Origin of the sequence: Xenorhabdus budapestensis, from assembly GCF_002632465.1 — a bacterium.
Lineage (GTDB): Bacteria > Pseudomonadota > Gammaproteobacteria > Enterobacterales > Enterobacteriaceae > Xenorhabdus > Xenorhabdus budapestensis.
In genome coordinates this window covers 98,808-116,408 of the sequence record NZ_NIBS01000013.1, presented here as the reverse complement: position 1 = coordinate 116,408, position 17,601 = coordinate 98,808, and the positions used below count along the sequence as shown (strand labels likewise).

Annotated in this window: 13 protein-coding genes and 4 pseudogenes; 6 read left to right on the top strand and 11 right to left on the bottom strand. The window is 41.1% G+C overall.

Translation table 11 applies throughout. The features are described 5' to 3' along the window. Window positions 1–96: 96 nt before the first annotated feature. Complete coding sequence (locus tag Xbud_RS12680; RefSeq protein WP_099136399.1) at window positions 97–1,515, bottom strand: ShlB/FhaC/HecB family hemolysin secretion/activation protein; 1,419 nt, start codon at window positions 1,513–1,515, stop codon at window positions 97–99. Window positions 1,516–2,316: 801 nt separating this feature from the next. Here Xbud_RS12680 and Xbud_RS12675 point away from each other — a divergent pair. Next, window positions 2,317–3,384: a PfkB family carbohydrate kinase gene (locus tag Xbud_RS12675; protein ID WP_099136405.1), complete on the top strand. Its 1,068-nt coding sequence runs from the start codon at window positions 2,317–2,319 to the stop codon at window positions 3,382–3,384. A gap of 12 nt (window positions 3,385–3,396) precedes the next feature. Here Xbud_RS12675 and Xbud_RS20560 read toward each other — a convergent pair. The 3 genes and pseudogenes from Xbud_RS20560 to Xbud_RS20195 form a co-directional block, all read right to left on the bottom strand. Further along, window positions 3,397–3,531 (bottom strand): annotated as a pseudogene (locus Xbud_RS20560) (GNAT family N-acetyltransferase); the annotation flags it as partial. A gap of 124 nt (window positions 3,532–3,655) precedes the next feature. Then, window positions 3,656–4,270 (bottom strand): tail fiber assembly protein, encoded by a 615-nt coding sequence (locus Xbud_RS12670; RefSeq protein WP_099136398.1) that lies wholly within the window; start codon window positions 4,268–4,270, stop codon window positions 3,656–3,658. Beyond that, entirely contained in the window at window positions 4,270–5,244 is a 975-nt protein-coding gene (locus Xbud_RS20195) for a tail fiber protein (RefSeq protein ID WP_422645747.1), read from the bottom strand. The genes Xbud_RS12670 and Xbud_RS20195 overlap by 1 nt, the downstream gene beginning before the upstream one ends. 500 nt (window positions 5,245–5,744) lie before the next feature. Here Xbud_RS20195 and Xbud_RS12655 point away from each other — a divergent pair, with 500 nt between their 5' ends. Beyond that, window positions 5,745–6,680, top strand: a complete 936-nt coding sequence (locus tag Xbud_RS12655) for a type VI secretion system baseplate subunit TssF (protein ID WP_244589947.1) — start codon at window positions 5,745–5,747, stop codon at window positions 6,678–6,680. Window positions 6,681–6,781: 101 nt separating this feature from the next. Continuing rightward, window positions 6,782–7,877: pseudogene (gene tssI, locus Xbud_RS12650) on the top strand (type VI secretion system tip protein TssI/VgrG); the annotation flags it as partial. Here the strand turns inward: tssI and Xbud_RS21120 are convergent. Beyond that, window positions 7,838–7,999 (bottom strand): annotated as a pseudogene (locus tag Xbud_RS21120) (IS630 transposase-related protein); the annotation flags it as partial. The pseudogenes tssI and Xbud_RS21120 overlap by 40 nt on opposite strands. A gap of 48 nt (window positions 8,000–8,047) precedes the next feature. On the opposite strand from Xbud_RS21120, the gene Xbud_RS12640 reads away from it, so the two are divergent. Both Xbud_RS12640 and Xbud_RS20555 read left to right on the top strand, forming a co-directional pair. Further along, window positions 8,048–8,704, top strand: coding sequence for a DUF2931 family protein (locus tag Xbud_RS12640; protein ID WP_099136395.1), 657 nt, complete (start codon window positions 8,048–8,050; stop codon window positions 8,702–8,704). Between the two features lie 72 nt (window positions 8,705–8,776). Continuing rightward, window positions 8,777–9,039: pseudogene (locus Xbud_RS20555) on the top strand (PAAR domain-containing protein). A 142-nt stretch (window positions 9,040–9,181) separates the two neighbouring features. On the opposite strand, the gene lysS reads toward Xbud_RS20555, so the two are convergent. The 5 genes from lysS to xerD form a co-directional block, all read right to left on the bottom strand. Beyond that, window positions 9,182–10,696: a lysine--tRNA ligase gene (lysS, locus tag Xbud_RS12635; protein WP_099136394.1), complete on the bottom strand. Its 1,515-nt coding sequence runs from the start codon at window positions 10,694–10,696 to the stop codon at window positions 9,182–9,184. 9 nt (window positions 10,697–10,705) lie between these two features. Continuing rightward, window positions 10,706–11,804 (bottom strand): peptide chain release factor 2 gene (gene prfB, locus Xbud_RS12630; RefSeq protein ID WP_099136393.1). Its coding sequence is split into 2 segments (ribosomal slippage): window positions 10,706–11,728 and window positions 11,730–11,804, totalling 1,098 coding nucleotides; the frame shifts between segments, so codons are not numbered across the junction. Window positions 11,805–12,022: 218 nt separating this feature from the next. Beyond that, complete coding sequence (gene recJ / locus Xbud_RS12625) at window positions 12,023–13,756, bottom strand: single-stranded-DNA-specific exonuclease RecJ (RefSeq protein WP_099136392.1); 1,734 nt, start codon at window positions 13,754–13,756, stop codon at window positions 12,023–12,025. A gap of 53 nt (window positions 13,757–13,809) precedes the next feature. Further along, window positions 13,810–14,511 carry a bifunctional protein-disulfide isomerase/oxidoreductase DsbC gene (dsbC, locus tag Xbud_RS12620; RefSeq protein ID WP_099136391.1) on the bottom strand — a complete coding sequence of 234 codons (702 nt, stop codon included), beginning with the start codon at window positions 14,509–14,511 and terminating at the stop codon, window positions 13,810–13,812. 76 nt (window positions 14,512–14,587) lie between these two features. Further along, entirely contained in the window at window positions 14,588–15,526 is a 939-nt protein-coding gene (gene xerD, locus Xbud_RS12615; protein ID WP_099136390.1) for a site-specific tyrosine recombinase XerD, read from the bottom strand. A 106-nt stretch (window positions 15,527–15,632) separates the two neighbouring features. On the opposite strand from xerD, the gene fldB reads away from it, so the two are divergent. Continuing rightward, complete coding sequence (gene fldB, locus Xbud_RS12610; protein WP_099136389.1) at window positions 15,633–16,151, top strand: flavodoxin FldB; 519 nt, start codon at window positions 15,633–15,635, stop codon at window positions 16,149–16,151. Between the two features lie 89 nt (window positions 16,152–16,240). Here fldB and Xbud_RS12605 read toward each other — a convergent pair whose 3' ends face one another. Continuing rightward, on the bottom strand, window positions 16,241–16,621 hold the full coding sequence (locus Xbud_RS12605) for a DUF4354 family protein (protein ID WP_099136388.1): 381 nt from the start codon (window positions 16,619–16,621) through the stop codon (window positions 16,241–16,243). Window positions 16,622–17,601: the final 980 nt, after the last annotated feature.

The following is a 17,601-nucleotide window of genomic DNA, read 5'->3' as shown; positions in this document are numbered from 1 at the left end:
CAGAAAGTGTTATCTGCGATTTCATAAAAACAGCCGGAAAATCTGATTATCGTGTTATTGATTATAGCAACAATGCAGATAATTTATCTGGTTAACTTACCAACCATTATCAGAGCATAAAAAACTTTCATTAAATCCCCGAATATTATTTTTATCACTAATATCTATACATTCCATAGCTGGTAACCGATTTCGACTATATTGCGTATAAAATTTGCTATAAAAAAAATAGGATGATTTAAACAGTGTCAATCTCTTTTTCAGATTCAGTGACATTTGACCTTTAATAAAATCTTTGTCCATAACTGTCTGTACATCAAACCATGGCATTCCTTTATCAATTCCAATATAAAAGGTAAAAACACCTGTAGGAATAACTTGCAAATGATTAACACTAAGAGAAACAAGACTAACGGTTTCACTATTTGTTATGAGTTTTTCATCATTTAAATAATTATTTCCTTTTTTATATATGACCTGTGTACTTAATGTATCTATTTGTTTTTGATTACGATGAAATGCCCAATCAGCACGCATTCCTGTTTGCTCAGCATTTCCTCTTATATTTATTGACCTAACCTGTAAATGCATCTTATTTCTATATTGGGAATCAACATAAAATCCGCTGAATGTCATCTCACCATAAGGAAGTGAGTAAAGTAAGATATAAGAATGGTTATACTTTTTTTTAGAAGTATTTAATGTAGAGCTTCCACTGAAACTAATAAAATCCGATAATCCCAATGGGCTGTCAAAACTGGTATTTAACCTTCCCATCCACTTCCCGGTACTTTTTTGCCCATAATTATCGGTTGTCACAGAGACTTTCCAGGGCGCACTATGTTTGTTACTCAAGAGAATGATAGAACCTCCATTGACTGTACCCGGCAAAATATCCAACGTGGTTCTATTTGATTGCAGACGATTTGCCTGATCTAACCCTTGATCAAGTTGATGTATATTTAATGACTTATTCTTTAAATCAGGAAAAAGAGTCTGGCTATTAACCCAGCGATCTCCTCCCTGAATATCTTCAACAAAACCCTCTATAACGCTAATCCCCAATTTCTTATCATAATCAGGCGGAATGAGTTTTACTCTGGCTGTAACATAACCTTTCTGAATATAAAGATTCGTAATTTCTGATGCTAATCTATTAATATAACTACTGGTAATACAATCACTAGGAATAGCACTTAACGTTTTCAGGTCAGAGGTTGACAATAATGATATTCCCTGCATATAAATGCCACTAATTGGCAAACATCTTTTTGACTCCACAAGCGTTGGTGATGATTTTTTTGCAGAATTCTGTTCTGATCGATTGAGTATTGCCTGATGCCGTCTCTGTTCAATGAGTTTGTTAATCTCTCTTTCACTGTTCTGTAAATTATTTATTCCTTCACTCACAACAGATGGCGATAAATTTTCATTAAGGCTTACCGGAGAGGCAGATACTGTAAACGAAATATACGGTATTAAAAATATAAATATTGTTGTGAATTTTCTAATCATATACGGCACCAAAATAATCAATTAATACTTATCATTAATATATTAATTCACACTGACAATTTTTTAATCACAATTAATTAACATCAAATTTAGTACTTACATATTGCCATATTTTTTTAAGTCAAATACAAACAATTCATAAACACCAACAAGAAAGAGATTAATATGAAACTACTTAATAACATTAACGTAATAAAAAATCGCTCATTATCCCTATGAAAATCATAAGAAATAAAATTAATAATCTATTTTTGGCAATATAATCAAACTCATAAAATGTTTTATTCAGATGGTAAAAATAAATATATATTTAAATAACGGAAATTTGTGAAAAACACCTCATATCATGAAGATAGACTTAAATACCAACGTTGTTATCTGAATACAGAAATCAGATTTATTTCTGATAGCATTAGGCAGGTTTACACAAAATTTTTAATTTCATGATGTGAATTTAATATAGTAAGATATGAAATATCTTTCGCTATCACATGATATTAAAAGCTCTTCCATAAAAACCAAACACTTGTTTGTAAGAAACATAATTATCAATAATGCATTGATATTAAATAATTTTATTTAGAATAAAATATAGTTTACAATCTAAACACTTTTATTATCCTAAACATTTCTGATTTATTAGAATAATATTTATGATACAGATCACAATTTTATCACAAAATCAATCCAACCAAACTTACGATCACTTTCTCAAAAGCCGAATAAACTATAAAAATAACCTTTACTGTCCGCTCAATATGAAATAAAAGTATGAATACAAAAAGTAACCAAGGCCATAATATGTCAAATAGGGAAACCCAAATACTGCAAATTTTAAAACGAGATCCTTTTATCCAACAGCAAGAAATTGCAGATATTCTTGGAATTAGTCGCTCGTGTGTTGCAGGGCATATTATGAACCTAAGTAAAAAAGGTTATATCAAAGGGAAAGGTTATATTTTATCCAATGATGTTTATGCTGTTACGATTGGTGCAACTAATATAGATATAACCAGCTATACCTTTGCTAAAGTAGTATATGATGATTCCAACCCAGGGAAAATAATCTCGACCCCCGGTGGGGTCGGGAGAAATATCGCTCAGAATATTGCTGCATTAAAGAATGAAAGTTATTTAATTTCCGTCGTTGGTAACGACCAACATGGCAAATTTCTGTCAGAACAAACAAAATTATCTGGCGTTAATATTAAATATTTACATAAGCTGGATGATGAAAAAACATCAATCTGCAATTCATTTATTGATGAAAATGGAAAATGTATCATATCTGTAAATGATATGAGCATTCTGGATAAACTTACTCCCTCGTTACTGACTCAATCTAAAAAACTTATCCAAAATGCCAGTGTATTAGTTCTTGATTGCAATTTATCTCAGGAATCATTGGAATGGATATTCAGCCACGCTAATAATGTTCCGATTTTTGTTGATACTGTTTCCACCTTCAAAGCGTCTAATATCCGCCATTGGCTATCCTATATCCATACTCTGAAACCTAATCGCTCCGAAGCCAAAATACTCAGTGGTATTGAGATTGAAACATTGGAAGACGCAGCCATTGCTGCATCTTGGTTTCATCAACAGGGTGTCCAACGAATAATTTTAAGTATGGATGCAGAGGGTGTGTATTATAGTGAATTAGATAACAAAGCAGGTCATTCTCACGCACTAATGAGTAATGTCGTCAATACAAATGGAGCTGGTGATGCAATGATGGCAGGGCTTGCTCACTGTTGGCTGGCCGGAATGACACTGGAAGATAGTGTTCAATTTTCTCAGCAATGTTCTGCATTCACATTGTCATCGGAAGACATTGTAATCTTTCCCAATAAATTTAAACATCGGTAGCCTTGTTTGGTATCAATTTTTTTCATAAACATCTGGACGAAATATTTGCCAGACAAAAATCTCACGATTAACAGGAGAATAGCCAAACTTTTCGTATAACGAATGTGCAGATGAAGTCACCAGCATTACTCTTCGCAATCGTTGAATAATAGGAATTGTGTGTTTAGGTATTCTGTTGGCGATAGGGAACTTGTGATATTTCAGAAGAGTATCGATTAGACGTCCGTGTCTAGATTGGTATGAGATCAATATATGCTTATACACCCTATCATCATTTTGGCTGTTCAGGCCATACGATATCAGGGGCCATAGAACAGTCTACCCGGTTGAGCAGAACCCGATATCTGCGCCAGACGGTAAGTTTTGATTTCTCTGTATCGGTGGCAATGCCTAAATCAATGGCATCCTGTAGTGGAGCAATCCGATGAAACACCTCAATCAGCAATTGTTGTTTCTGAGATTCTGCCTGCTGCACCTCATGCTGACTCTGTGCTCCAACATCCGTCACCCACTGCGTACCATTCCATTTATCAAAGGGAGTTTTCGGCTCCAGTAACGTTAATTCTGTGGGAATATCCCCAATTTCTGTTATCTCAATGTGCTTACGAGTCTGAATATGGTATGCCATTTTACCCCGGTAATCTGGTACGTACTCCCATGATTTGCCGTCAACTGTCCGGCAAATCACCTTATTCGGAGCTTTGGGCAGTTTGGGTTCATCCAGATACGATCCCGCAGATAAAGTAACGCCAATAAAGGTACGTTCCAGTTTTGTTCCGATGTATTCCCGGTTTACCGCACTCGTGCAATAAACCTGTATCCAGCCATAGGACAGGGCAAATCCATTTTCATCAAATTGTACCGATGGTTCTGTTGGCTGAGTCATTACCTTCCCCTTACTAAAAATATCACTGCAACGTTTTTCATTCTATTTTCAGACGATGTTGGGACAACGGAAGAAGCACGAAATTCTCGATCCTCATAAGTGTAAATGTTGGTTCCTGGAGTATAAGCCTGATATTCCCTACCCTGATTGATAGTAGTGAATGCCCCTGTTGTATTATCGGGAGCTTCATCTGTCTTACGACTACCTGTCCTAATTACTCCTGTGATATCCCTAATAGCATCGGACTGAAATGATCCCAGCTCTCTATCATCTGGGTCAACTCCTCCGGTTTGATCCCATCCACGAGGCACATAACCCCGCCAATCTGGCAGATTTCCCGAAGGGTAATGTTTAAGTAATTCAGAATATTGATTAGGGTCAATTTGTCCACCCTCCATCGGCAAGAAGTTATTGGGGTGCGGTAGATCACTGCCCCACATTAAAATGCCACCGATGGGAACTGCCAATAACTCAGCGTCTTCTTTTTTGATGCACTCACTAATCAGCATAGTTGTCACATTTTGGCTCATCACAAGGTCATTAGATACCCCAGTTTGTTGAACAATGGCTGATTTTTGCAAGGCATTTTCCGCCTGATTGACTGTATCTCGTAATCCGAGATTGTTTATAAAAGCGTCTTTATCAGGAATATCAGCTCCGTTCTGGCCTTTCGCTAAGCGGGTATTGGCATTGCTATTCGCATTGTTGGCATTTTGGTTGGCTGTATTAGCTAAATCATATGCTGTTTTCACCGCTTTTGGTGTTGCTGCATCAGTCTCGCTATTACTACCGACATCATTGCTCAGGATAACAAATCCTTTATCTTGTAGCGTTGCATCTGGATGGTTGCGACTTAGGGCGTGTTTTTCTATCGCTTTTTTAATTGAATCTTTGACATACTCCGGTGTTGTAACGGTCACAAAGCTGCTATCGTCTAATGCCTTTGTCTCAGGTTTTTTATCTTGCATATTTATTCCCTCATTTAATCAACAATACACATTGCTAAATAATATGAAGGCGGTGGAATACTTCTCCGCCTGTGAACATCAACAAAATTGGTTCATCAATACTAGAGAGTACGGCTTGGCTAAGTTCAGTGTAGCGGTCAAGAAATTCCGGACACATTTTTAGCCACCCTTTCAGGCTACGGGAGTTTTGATTTGCCACCCGAAGGCGCTCCTGACAGGCGACAGATCGTTTTTGTAGAAAAAATATTAACGGTTAGGTAGGGTGGTGTCAAATTGTTGCTGTTCCTGCCATCCTTATTTCTGCCTGAATTTCCGTGCAAATTCCGCTAACACCTCCATATTCCGCCAAAATCAGACGAAAATTGGATTTAATTTGTTAATTAATTTTATTGATGTATGTGTGCAATAAACCACCTTTATTGGTCGGATACCCATGTTATCTCCACCTGATGCAGACATCACCGATCCCTGATTAATAAAACATCTGACATGACTAAGTGAAAATAATGAAAAACAACAAGGAATCGCTGTATCTACAAGAACGCACAGTGAAAAAAACCGGCATCCACAGTGAAATTATTCTGACCCTGTGTCAAACCGGCACGGTGTCTCCGGTCTGGCGAAGCGGAGCATTGTCTTTTTTTCTCGGCACTGACACGGAAAAGGCGGCACAGCTCAGTCTCTGGCTCGATCAGCATCTCTGTGATGTCAGCCTGACAATACAGGGAGAGCAGCGAAAACTGCGCTGTTCCCCTTATGTCTGGCATAACCTGTTTGATAGTCCGGTGCTGCCTGCGTCAAAGAATACCTATTCTGGCCTACAACCGTTGGTGGAATATTATGCGCTGCCCCAGCTTTATAACTTTGTTACCCTCGATATCCGTAGTCACTGCGTGGAAATTCCGCTGAATGCGGACGGCACGTTTGAGCTGGTTTTTCGTTTCGAGGGTGAACTACCGCTGAATAATGTCGATGAGGCGTTTTTGTTGGGCTACGTCCCGGCCATTCATCTGGAAAATCAGACCAGCCCGTCCATTCTGCTGGATTCCGGCAATCACAGTTACCCGCTGCCATTGGGGGAATCAGTGCGATTATTCCGGTTGCGCGATATTCAGGTGGTGCAACAGCCCGATGACAATGAGCAACGCGGTACACCTTATCACTGGCTGCCGATTGAACAGTTTACCCCCGCCGGGTATTTTCTGGATGAGGATTACCAACCCGACACTTTTTACTACCAGCTTCAAACCGAGCGTGATTTTCTGGACAGGACACAGCACCGGCTGCACTTTTTTGATTTGATGGGCAAACCAGCAAACCACTTGCCGACCCTTTCGGTATCGGGCTATTTCATCGGCTACTATGAGCAGGCGTGCGCCTTGGAACAAGGCACTATCACTGTGACGCAGGAAGGCTCGCCGTCCCTATCTCATCGTACATAATATCACGCCAGTTACCCCCTGATTTGTCACCGAAAGCCTGAAACAGTTTCTCCGACTGTTTGACCCTTATGCTGACACGAATCGCCCATTGAGCCGCCGGCTCTCATATGCAGAGCAGCGAAGGGTTCCGCGATTTTGGTAGCCAGACGCCCTATACCGTGTTTGAAAGTTACGGCCGTTTTCAGAAAGATGCCGCCGCCAAACCGTTTTTAAAATACCGGCAGGAAGCACTGGATAACCAGAAGCAAACCGGCAGCGGCAGTAGTAACTGCATCAAACTGATGCCGGGCAAAATCTTCGAGATAAAAAGTCACCCGCACGCGCCGCTCAATACCCGCTGGCAGGTAGTCGGTATCAGTCACCACGGGCGCTGCCCGCAGGCACTAGGACACGATGCCAGTGAAGGCACCACGCTCTCCAATCATTTCAGTTTTATTTCCGGCTTTGATGATTACCGCCCGCCTTTCCACTACAAACCCTTAGCGGACGGGGATGAAACGGCGATGGTAGTTGGGCCGGAAGGAGGGGAAATCTTCGTCAATAAAGATGGTGCCATTAAAGTCCATTTCCACTGGAACCGCTATGACCAGCCGGATGATGGGGTTTCGTGCTGGGTACGTGTTGCGCAGGGCTGGAATGGTAATGGCTTCGGTTTTATGGCGATACCGCGTATCGGGCAGGAAGTGATTATTTCTTATTTAAACGGTGATATTGACCGCCCAATCGTCACCGGATGTGTTTACAACGGTCTGAACCGCCCGCCACTGGATTTACCAGCAGAAAAAACCCGCACTACCTTTAAGACCAAGACGCACAAAGGTAAAGGCTTTAACGAACTGCGCTTTGAGGACGCGAAAGACAGTGAAGAAATCTATTTCCGCGGTCAGAAAGATTTTACCGCGCATATCAGAAACGATGCCTACTGGCATATCAAGCATGACCAGAAACAGCGTATCGATAACAACCGTTACCACGATATCCGCGCTGATGATCATCATCAGGTCGCCGGTTCACGCAAAATTACCACCGAAGGAAATGTTTCCCACCGGATTGCCGGCAGCCAGCATATCCAGACAGGGGATGTCACCGTGATTGACAGTGGGCAGGAAATTCACCTGAAAAGTGGCGCTGGAAGCCGCGTCAGAAATCACGCTGAAAGTGGACGGTTTATCACGAGTCATACAAGGCGCTATTTTATGACTCCAGCGAAATAAGGTACGCATAGAAATGTCAAAATGGGCACTCGTTTGTTCGAAAGTCAACGAATGCTTGTCTTTGTATGCCAGTACTCGCTTTCGAAAATCCAAACTGTAGCCCATCTTACTTTATCCCTTGTCAGTTGAATCCAGACATTATGCCATATTAATATGATTCCGCTATATAAACCCATTGTGCACCACAGTGAGCCGCTGCCTTATGAGAAATGGTGGTTTAAATTGCGCACTCCTGAATATTTTCCCGCCAGCATCAGCTTTGTTCAGTTTCAGGATGAGGATAATTACGTTGTACAAAAATTTATGCCTGATGGCGCAAATCCAGATTATGAAAGTCTGAATAGTTGGAATAAACGATTAGGAGGGAGTCGTGGTATCCGAAACAATGGAGAAGCGCTGCCCCAATGGATACAAATCTGTTGGGATTCCGTGATTGATAAAAAATCTTATCAGACAACTTTTAAATTTACTCCCGAAGTCTGGCAACTGATGCGTGAACCTTATATCGGGCGTGCAGTTAAGGGATATGTATTCTATCGGGATACAATACTTGTTGGATTAGCTCCCGGTGGAACTACCCGGGCTTGGTTACGTGATTATGATAAAAATAACGGTGATAATATTTTAGTTGCCACTGGTGAATCCGTTTCCGGTGATAAAATGGCTATTTGTCAGGGAAAAACAAACCATCCGGATGGTTATGATGAATATTCCGAACGTATCAAGAACTTTATCAAAGGAAAAAATATCCCTACGGAGAATGGTAAAACGCTTGTCTTGAAGCCATCACAACATCAGAAATTAATATAAATTATTTATGATTTCTGATGTTTTTGCTGACTTAATCATTGATAACCGAATTTTTCAGGTATGAGGTCAAACATGGCAAACAAAGCCGTTATTTTATTAAACGACACCACCGATCACGGTGGAAAAGTGATTACTGCTGTGGGTGGCTACACCTAAAAAGGTATTCCCGTTGCTGGAGAATCGGATTTAGTTGAGTGCCCCAAATGTGATGGCGTTTTTCCTATTGTCGAAGGCAGTGATAATTTAAAAACTAAAGGAAATCTATCGCTGTGGAAGGGATGTACACAGCCTGTGGTGCCAAACTGATTGCCAGCCAGAAAGAGTTTCTCGCGTAATCTAGTCATTTTGGCCTATTCTGAGCGTCACTGACGCGCTGCGCTTGTCTTCTCCTCACTTTTTATTTTTTTCCTCACTGTAAAAACGCCCCGCTCAACAGACTGAGCAGGGCGTTATTCATCGATTTTAATCAAAAAGCGATTATTTGTTCGGACGCATGGCCGGGAACAAGATCACGTCACGAATGGTATGGCTGTTAGTGAACAGCATCACCATACGGTCGATACCAATACCCAAACCCGCTGTTGGTGGCATACCGTGTTCCAATGCGGTTACGTAGTCATCATCGTAGAACATGGCTTCGTCATCACCTTCGTCTTTCTGACGAACCTGCTCTGCAAAACGTTCTGCCTGATCTTCTGCATCGTTCAGCTCGGAGAAACCATTACCGATTTCACGTCCACCAATGAAGAATTCAAAACGGTCAGTAATGAATGGATTATCGTCATTACGACGTGCCAGTGGAGAAACTTCTGCCGGATATTCAGTAATAAATGTTGGCTGAATCAGATGGCTTTCCGCAGTTTCTTCAAAAATTTCACACTGAACACGGCCCAATCCCCAACCTTTTTCAACTTCAATACCAAGAGATTCAGCGATAGCAACAGCTTTATTCATATCATCCAGATCCGCCACATTGGTTTCCGGGCGATATTTGCAAATCGCTTCTTTCATGGTCATTTTCACGAAAGGTTTGCCAAAATCAAACTCTTGTTCGCCGTATCTGACCAGAGTTGTACCCAACACATCCTGAGTCAGTGTGCGGAACAGTTCTTCAGTCAGAACGATCAAATCCTGATAATCAGCATAGGCCATGTAGAGTTCCATCATGGTGAACTCTGGGTTATGCCGTGGTGAAACCCCTTCATTTCGGAAGTTACGGTTGATTTCGAACACACGTTCAAAACCACCCACCACCAGACGTTTCAGGTAAAGCTCTGGCGCTATACGCAGATACATATCGATATCCAACGCATTGTGGTGAGTAATAAATGGACGCGCACTCGCTCCGCCAGGGATCGCCTGCATCATTGGCGTTTCAACTTCCATGAAATTTTTACTGATCATGAAATTACGCAACGCGGACATAACCCGGGAACGGATCTGGAATGCCTGACGCGATTCATCATTCGAGATCAGATCCAGATAACGCTGACGGTAACGGGTTTCCTGATCCGCCAGACCGTGGAATTTATCCGGCAGTGGGCGCAGTGCCTTAGTCAATAAACGCAGTTCACTACAATGAATGGAAAGCTCACCGGTTTTAGTTTTAAATAATTTACCGCGTGCACCTAAAATGTCACCTAAGTCCCATTTTTTGAACTGTTCGTTATAAATGCCTTCCGGCAGGTCGTCACGGGAAACGTAGATCTGAATACGACCGCCCATATCCTGTAAGGTTGCAAAAGATGCCTTACCCATGATACGGCGGGTCATCATACGACCTGCAATAGTCACTTCAATGTTCAGCGCTTCCAGCTCTTCCTGAGTCTTGTCATCGTATTTTGCATGCAGATCTTCAGAAATGTTTTCACGACGAAAATCATTCGGGAATGCAATGCCGTTGCTGCGCAGTGTAGCCAGTTTTTCACGACGTGTTTTCAGTTCGTTATTTAAATCAGGAGCCTGTTCAGCCCCCTGCTGTTGTTGTGACATTTTAGTTCCTCATAGGCCAGCTTTTAAGCTTGCTTCAATGAATTTGTCCAAATCACCATCCAGCACAGACTGCGTATTGCGGGTTTCAACACCTGTACGCAAGTCTTTAATGCGGGAATCATCCAAAACATAAGAGCGGATCTGACTACCCCAACCGATATCCGATTTGTTCTCTTCCATGGCCTGTTTATCAGCATTTTTCTTCTGCATTTCCAGCTCATACAGTTTGGCTTTCAACTGTTTCATCGCCTGATCTTTGTTTTTATGCTGAGAACGGTCTGTCTGACACTGAGTAACAATACCCGTCGGTATGTGAGTAATACGCACCGCAGATTCGGTTTTGTTGACGTGCTGACCACCCGCACCAGAAGCACGATATACATCGATACGCAAATCAGCAGGATTGATTTCGATATCAATGTCATCATCAACTTCCGGGTAAATAAAAGCTGAGCTGAATGATGTATGACGGCGACCACCAGAATCAAACGGGCTTTTACGTACCAGACGATGTACGCCAGTTTCTGTACGTAACCAACCGTAGGCATATTCACCGATAATTTTGATGGTAGCGGATTTCAGACCTGCAACATCACCATCAGATTCTTCAATAATTTCGGTCTTAAAGCCTTTAGATTCCGCCCAGCGCAGATACATGCGCATCAACATACTTGCCCAATCCTGTGCTTCCGTACCACCAGAACCTGCCTGTAAATCCAAATAACAGTTTGCACTGTCATATTGACCAGAGAACATACGACGGAATTCAAGCTGGCCCAGTTTTTCTTCCAATTGCTCCAATTCAGCTACCGCTTCATTGAAAGTTTCTTCATCATCAGCTTCAACAGCCAGTTCCAACAAGCCGTTTACATCTTCTAAGCCTTGTTCAAGCTGATCAATCGTTTCTACAATGCTTTCCAGTGATGAACGCTCTTTACCCAACGCCTGTGCCCGCTCCGGTTCATTCCAGACATCAGGCTGTTCCAATTCAGCATTGACTTCTTCTAAACGTTCTTTCTTGGCATCATAGTCAAAGATACCCCCTCAGAACTGCTGTCCGCTCAGACAGGTTCTGAATATGGTTTTTTACCGGATTAATTTCAAACATATTTCGTGTCTTATACGTTGTGTTTTTATAAAAAACGATGTTTTTTACAGAAAGATGATCGCATGGATATTTTCGAACCGCGTATTGTAACGGATCTGGCAAAGGGTTTATAGCATTTCAAGTGACTTGCCACATAATCACATTTGATTATGTGGCAATGGATAAATGGTTAGTCACACTACCTTAGACACTCGATCGACTCAGTCAATGAGGCCAATTCAGTGAGGCCAGATGTGCTGGATTAAAAGCTGAACATCACGGTTACCGCGAAATTCGTTGATATCCAGTTTATAAGCCAGTTCCACCGTCTTAACGCTGTTATCTGGCCAGAATTTTGTATCGATGTTAAACGCGATACCATCCAACATCGGCCCTCCTTTTAACGGCTCAAGCATGACTTTCAGATGATTTTCACCAACAATCCGCTGTTGCAGAAGCTTGAATTTACCGTCAAATACCGGCTCAGAAAATGCCTGCCCCCAAGGACCGCCATCTCGCAGGATCTCAGCAACTTCCAGTGACAACTCTTTTAATGCCAGCTCACCATCACTCCAGATTACCCCTTCAAGTTGAGCGATATCCAGCCAGTCTGCCACCAACTCAGAGAAATGGCGCTGAAACTGGTCGAATTTATCCTGCTCAATCGATAGCCCGGCTGCCATGGCATGGCCACCGAATTTCAGCATTAATCCCGGATATAAGGTATCAAGGCGCTCAAGGGCATCTCGCATATGTAGTCCATTTACGGAACGGCCTGAACCTTTCAGTGTTCCGTCTCCCGCAGGGGCAAAAGCGATAACCGGACGATAAAAACGTTCTTTAATACGAGATGCCAAAATGCCCACAACTCCCTGATGCCATTCAGGATGATAAATAGCCAGCCCGTAAGGTAATTCAGTATGAGTACGCTCAATTTGGTCACAGATCTGCAAGGCTTCCTGCTGCATACCCTGTTCAATTTCACGGCGGGTTTGGTTCAATCCATCTAATTCACAGGCAATCTGTCGCGCCTGTGCGATATCATCGGTTAGTAACAATGCGACACCAACGGACATATCATCCAGTCGCCCTGCTGCATTTAACCGTGGGCCAAGGGAGAACCCCAAATCGCTGGCAGCCAGCTTTCCTGATTCCCGTTTAGAAACTTCCAGTAATGCACGAATACCGGCACAACAACGCCCTGCCCGGATCCGGTTCAATCCCTGATACACCAGAATACGGTTATTGGTATCAAGAGGAACGACATCTGCCACTGTTCCCAATGCAACCAAATCAAGCAATTCTGCCAGATTCGGCAAAGGAATACCCTGTTGCTCAAACCACCTTATTTTACGTAGTTCCGCTCTGAGTGCGGACATCAGATAAAAGGCAACACCAACACCCGCCAATGCTTTCGAAGGAAAGGAGCAATCCACCAGATTGGGGTTGATAATAGCATCTGCGGCTGGCAATGTTTCTCCCGGCAAATGGTGATCTGTGACGATCACTTTGATGCCATGCTGATGTGCTGCCATAACACCATCATGGGAAGATATCCCATTATCGACGGTAATGATCAGATCAGCCCCTCTTTTGGCGACATCATTCACGACCGGCACACTTAGGCCATAACCATCTTCAAAACGATTAGGCACAAAATAATCCAGATCCCGATATCCCATTGCACGTAATGCACGGATGCTTAATGCGGTGCTGGTTGCTCCATCAGCATCAAAATCACCAGCAATAACAATGCGCCAATGTTGGTGCAACGCTGTGATAAGCAAGGAAACAGCCTCTTCAATGCCATTAAGAGATTGATAATTAAGTAACCCTTTTGCTCCGCGTTCTAACTCATCAGTCTGGCGTATACCACGCGTAGCATATAAACGGCGCAATAACGGATGGATACTATCGGGAAGGTGGCTATCATCCGCCGCTGGACGGCGGCGGAGCTGTGTTTTTCTATTCACTGGGCTTAATTCACTACCTGTTATTAACTAAATCAGGATCCGTTGGCGATGGATTATTCAGCATGCTGTGCTAATGCGTCAGCTAAATCTTTTGGTGGCATAAAACCACTAATCATACTGCCATCTTTGAGTATCATAGCTGGTGTTCCACTGACACCAAACTGTAAGCCTAGCTCATAATGTTTGGCAATATCCTTCTTACAACTTTCAATAGGTGAAATTTTCTCACCTTTAAAAGCATCATCCAATGCTTTAGCAGACTTCGCACTACACCAAATAGATTGCATATCTTTCGCTGATTGGTGTTGCAAACCATGACGAGGGAATGACAGATAACGGATAGTAATTCCTTCATCATTATATTCCTTAATATTTTCATGTAACTTACGACAATATCCACAAGTAATGTCTGTAAATACAGTAACTACATGTTTTTCTTTTGGAGCCTTATAAATGATCATTTGATCTTTCAAGGTTTCCAGTTTTTCTACCAAAGCCTTATTAATCACGTGTTTTGGTACTTTTCCACTGAGATCGTAAAGTGGCCCCTGGAACAAATATTTACCATCATTGGATATATAAAGAGTTCCATGCTGGGTCAAAGCAGTACTTACCCCGGTAATATGTGATGGAGTAATACTTTCTGCCTTAAGCCCCATTTTTGACAATGATTTATTAATCATGCTGTCGTCAGCAAAGGTATTGTTGGTAAAAGCAGTTAGTATCAAGGAAAGACAAAACGCAATCTTCTTCATTACTTTGTTCCTTTTTTTCATCTTTCTTCGCAACCTATTCATAAACTGTTATCAACGAACAGTCATTTATGAGTTGTTATCCGCGAGGATGATGTTGTTGATGCAGCACTTTAAGACGTTCAGTTGCCACATGTGTATAAATTTGTGTTGTGGAGAGATCACTATGTCCGAGTAACATCTGCACAACCCGTAAATCAGCACCATGATTGATTAAATGTGTTGCAAAAGCATGGCGTAAAACGTGCGGGGATAAACGCTCGGAATCAATACCAGCCAATACAGCATAATGTTTGATCCGATGCCAGAAAGTCTGGCGCGTCATCTGTGTTCCCCGTTTACTGGGGAAAAACACATCGGACACTATGCCATTCAGTAACCATGAGCGTCCATACTCTAGATATTGTTCCAGCCAGTAGAGAGCTTCTTCTCCTAAAGGAACTAATCTCTCTTTGTTCCCCTTACCCACGATCCTGACAACGCCCTGACGTAAGCTCACATCCGATAATGTTAACCCAACCAATTCGGATACGCGTAACCCACAGGCATAAAGCACTTCAAGCATCGCTTTATCCCGCAGTTCTATTGGTTGATCAGTCGAGGGAGCGTTTAGCAAATTTTCAACCTGTTTTTCGCTTAAATCTTTTGGTAAGCGCTTAGGTAATTTTGGAGCAGATAAAAGCGCAGTTGGATCATCCGTCCGCATTTTTTCGCGATAGAGATACTGAAAAAATCTGCGCATGGAGCTCAACAAACGCGCAGAGCTACTGGCTTTATAACCGCCATCCACCCGTTCAGCCAAAAATGATTGTAATTCGATAGACTGTACAGAAAGCAAATCATAGCCACCATGCACCAGCCAATTATTCAGGGATTGTAAATCAAGCCGATAAGAAGCCAATGTGTTTTCTGCCAGATCTTTTTCCAGCCAGATCGTATCCAAAAATTGTTCTATCAGGGGATTAGCCGACGGGCTCTGTTCCGATACATCAGTTTTTAATACGTGTTTGCTTGGCACAAGCCCTCCTTTATATCTGTGCCTTCCGATCGGCTATTATGCCTGAAAAAGCAATTCTTCTGTTACAATACCCTCTCTTATATTAGAAATTCCCTGATAAATAATGATGAAAATTGGTCTCTTTTACGGCTCTACCACTTGCTATACTGAAATGGTAGCAGAAAAAATACGCGATATTCTTGGTGAAGATCTGATTGAGCTGCACAACATCAAAGATTGTGATCTTAAATTGATGGAAGAATATTCTGTCTTGATCCTCGGCATTCCTACATGGGATTTTGGTGAAATACAGGAAGATTGGCTGACTATTTGGGATCAACTTCCATCACTGAATTTGGCAGGGAAAATTGTTGCCATGTATGGCATGGGCGATCAAATTGATTACAGCGAATGGTTTCTGGATGCTCTGGGAATGCTGTATCACCATTTACTTCCTACGGGCGTACAGTTTATCGGCTTCTGGCCGACTGAAGGTTATGAATTCACCAGTCCAAAACCACTGATCGAAGATGGCAAACAGTTTGTTGGCCTTGCTCTGGATGATGTGAACCAGTTTGAAGAGACTGAGGAACGCTTGAATCAATGGTGTATGCAGATATTGGCAGAGATGGAAGCACTGTTTTAACATCACTTAAGCTTTCTTAAAAGTTCAGAGCGAGCCTGAACAGTTAATCCGAAGAAAGCAGCCAAAAAGCTGCTTTATCTGGTTAAATTTTAATTGCAATCGCCAGAAATTTTAATAAGAGCGGCTTTATAAACTACGTCATTTTCAGAAGCAAACACAGCAATACCTTTGACGGACTTGCCCGCTTTCAGTGTGCCCTGATTCAGGTCTTCATCAACCGTATCCAGCCTAAATTCTTTTTCGTCAGGAGAGTAAGCTTTCAGGCAAAGCTTCGACAAATCAATATCCTTACCGGATAAGTTCGCTACTGCAACCTCGAAGGATTTAGTGTAAGCATTTTTGCCACCCACTGACATAGAGCCGTTAGATTTCTCTGTAGAATAAACAGCAACATTATCAAGAGTAGACGCGTTTGCAACAAAGCAAAAGCCAGCCAAAGCAACTGATGCGACAAATGTGGAAACCTTCATATAAGTCCCTTCTTTAGTTGAAATTTCGTAATAACTGTACGTATGCAAGATACAGTCTCAATTATGATACTACCTTTAAGTAACTAATCCATCAGTAAAGTGATATTTCAATATTATTGCAGGATTGGATGACATTTTTAAATTGCAATGACACAAAATAATTCAGATTGTTACCACTTATAATATCCTGAAAAATGCCTCAAAAAAATCTTGTAGAAATTTTATCTAAAGACCCTGATTATTTTAAAGTTAATTAAAATTAAACCAATGATAAATTACTTAGTTATTAGTAGAAACATATTGCTCATAAATAAATTGGCATTAATTTATAACTAATTAAATATATAATAAAATGTAAATCCTATTTGCAAAATTAATTTACTATCATAAAAAATTGAGAAATATGTGCTAACGCTTAAATTATTTTATAATTAAAACCAACAACAATTTAAAAAAAATTTAACAACATGTACGCCAACATATTTGTCAGAAATTCCATACAATATTGATGGAAAAAATTTAATATCAAAACCACATCGCGTAATTTTATCTTTTTTACTTTATTTTTCATTATCATTAGAAACAACACTAAAACAAAATATATAGAACTAATGCTGTTTCATTCGCTACAGTTGCCTCTAAAAGAGTCCTGATAAACTGGCTCAGGATACAGAGATTTAATTAAAATAGAATCATTCATGCCTATAATATAATCAAAATTAAGTCACTTAGCAGTGCTTGACACCATAAAAGTGCTATGTTATCTATATGTCTAACGGTCATATAAACAAATGTTTTTTATATTTATTCATAATCATAGAAAATGATTATATAGTTACTTATTATTAAGATATTAGCATCTCAATTATCCGAAGTATTTGTAAGGATATTATCGAGAGCAAATAAACTTGATAATTTAATTAAAGCAGTCAAGAAACCGTAACAGCGGAAATCAGCGCTGCAATTTATATTAGTAGTTA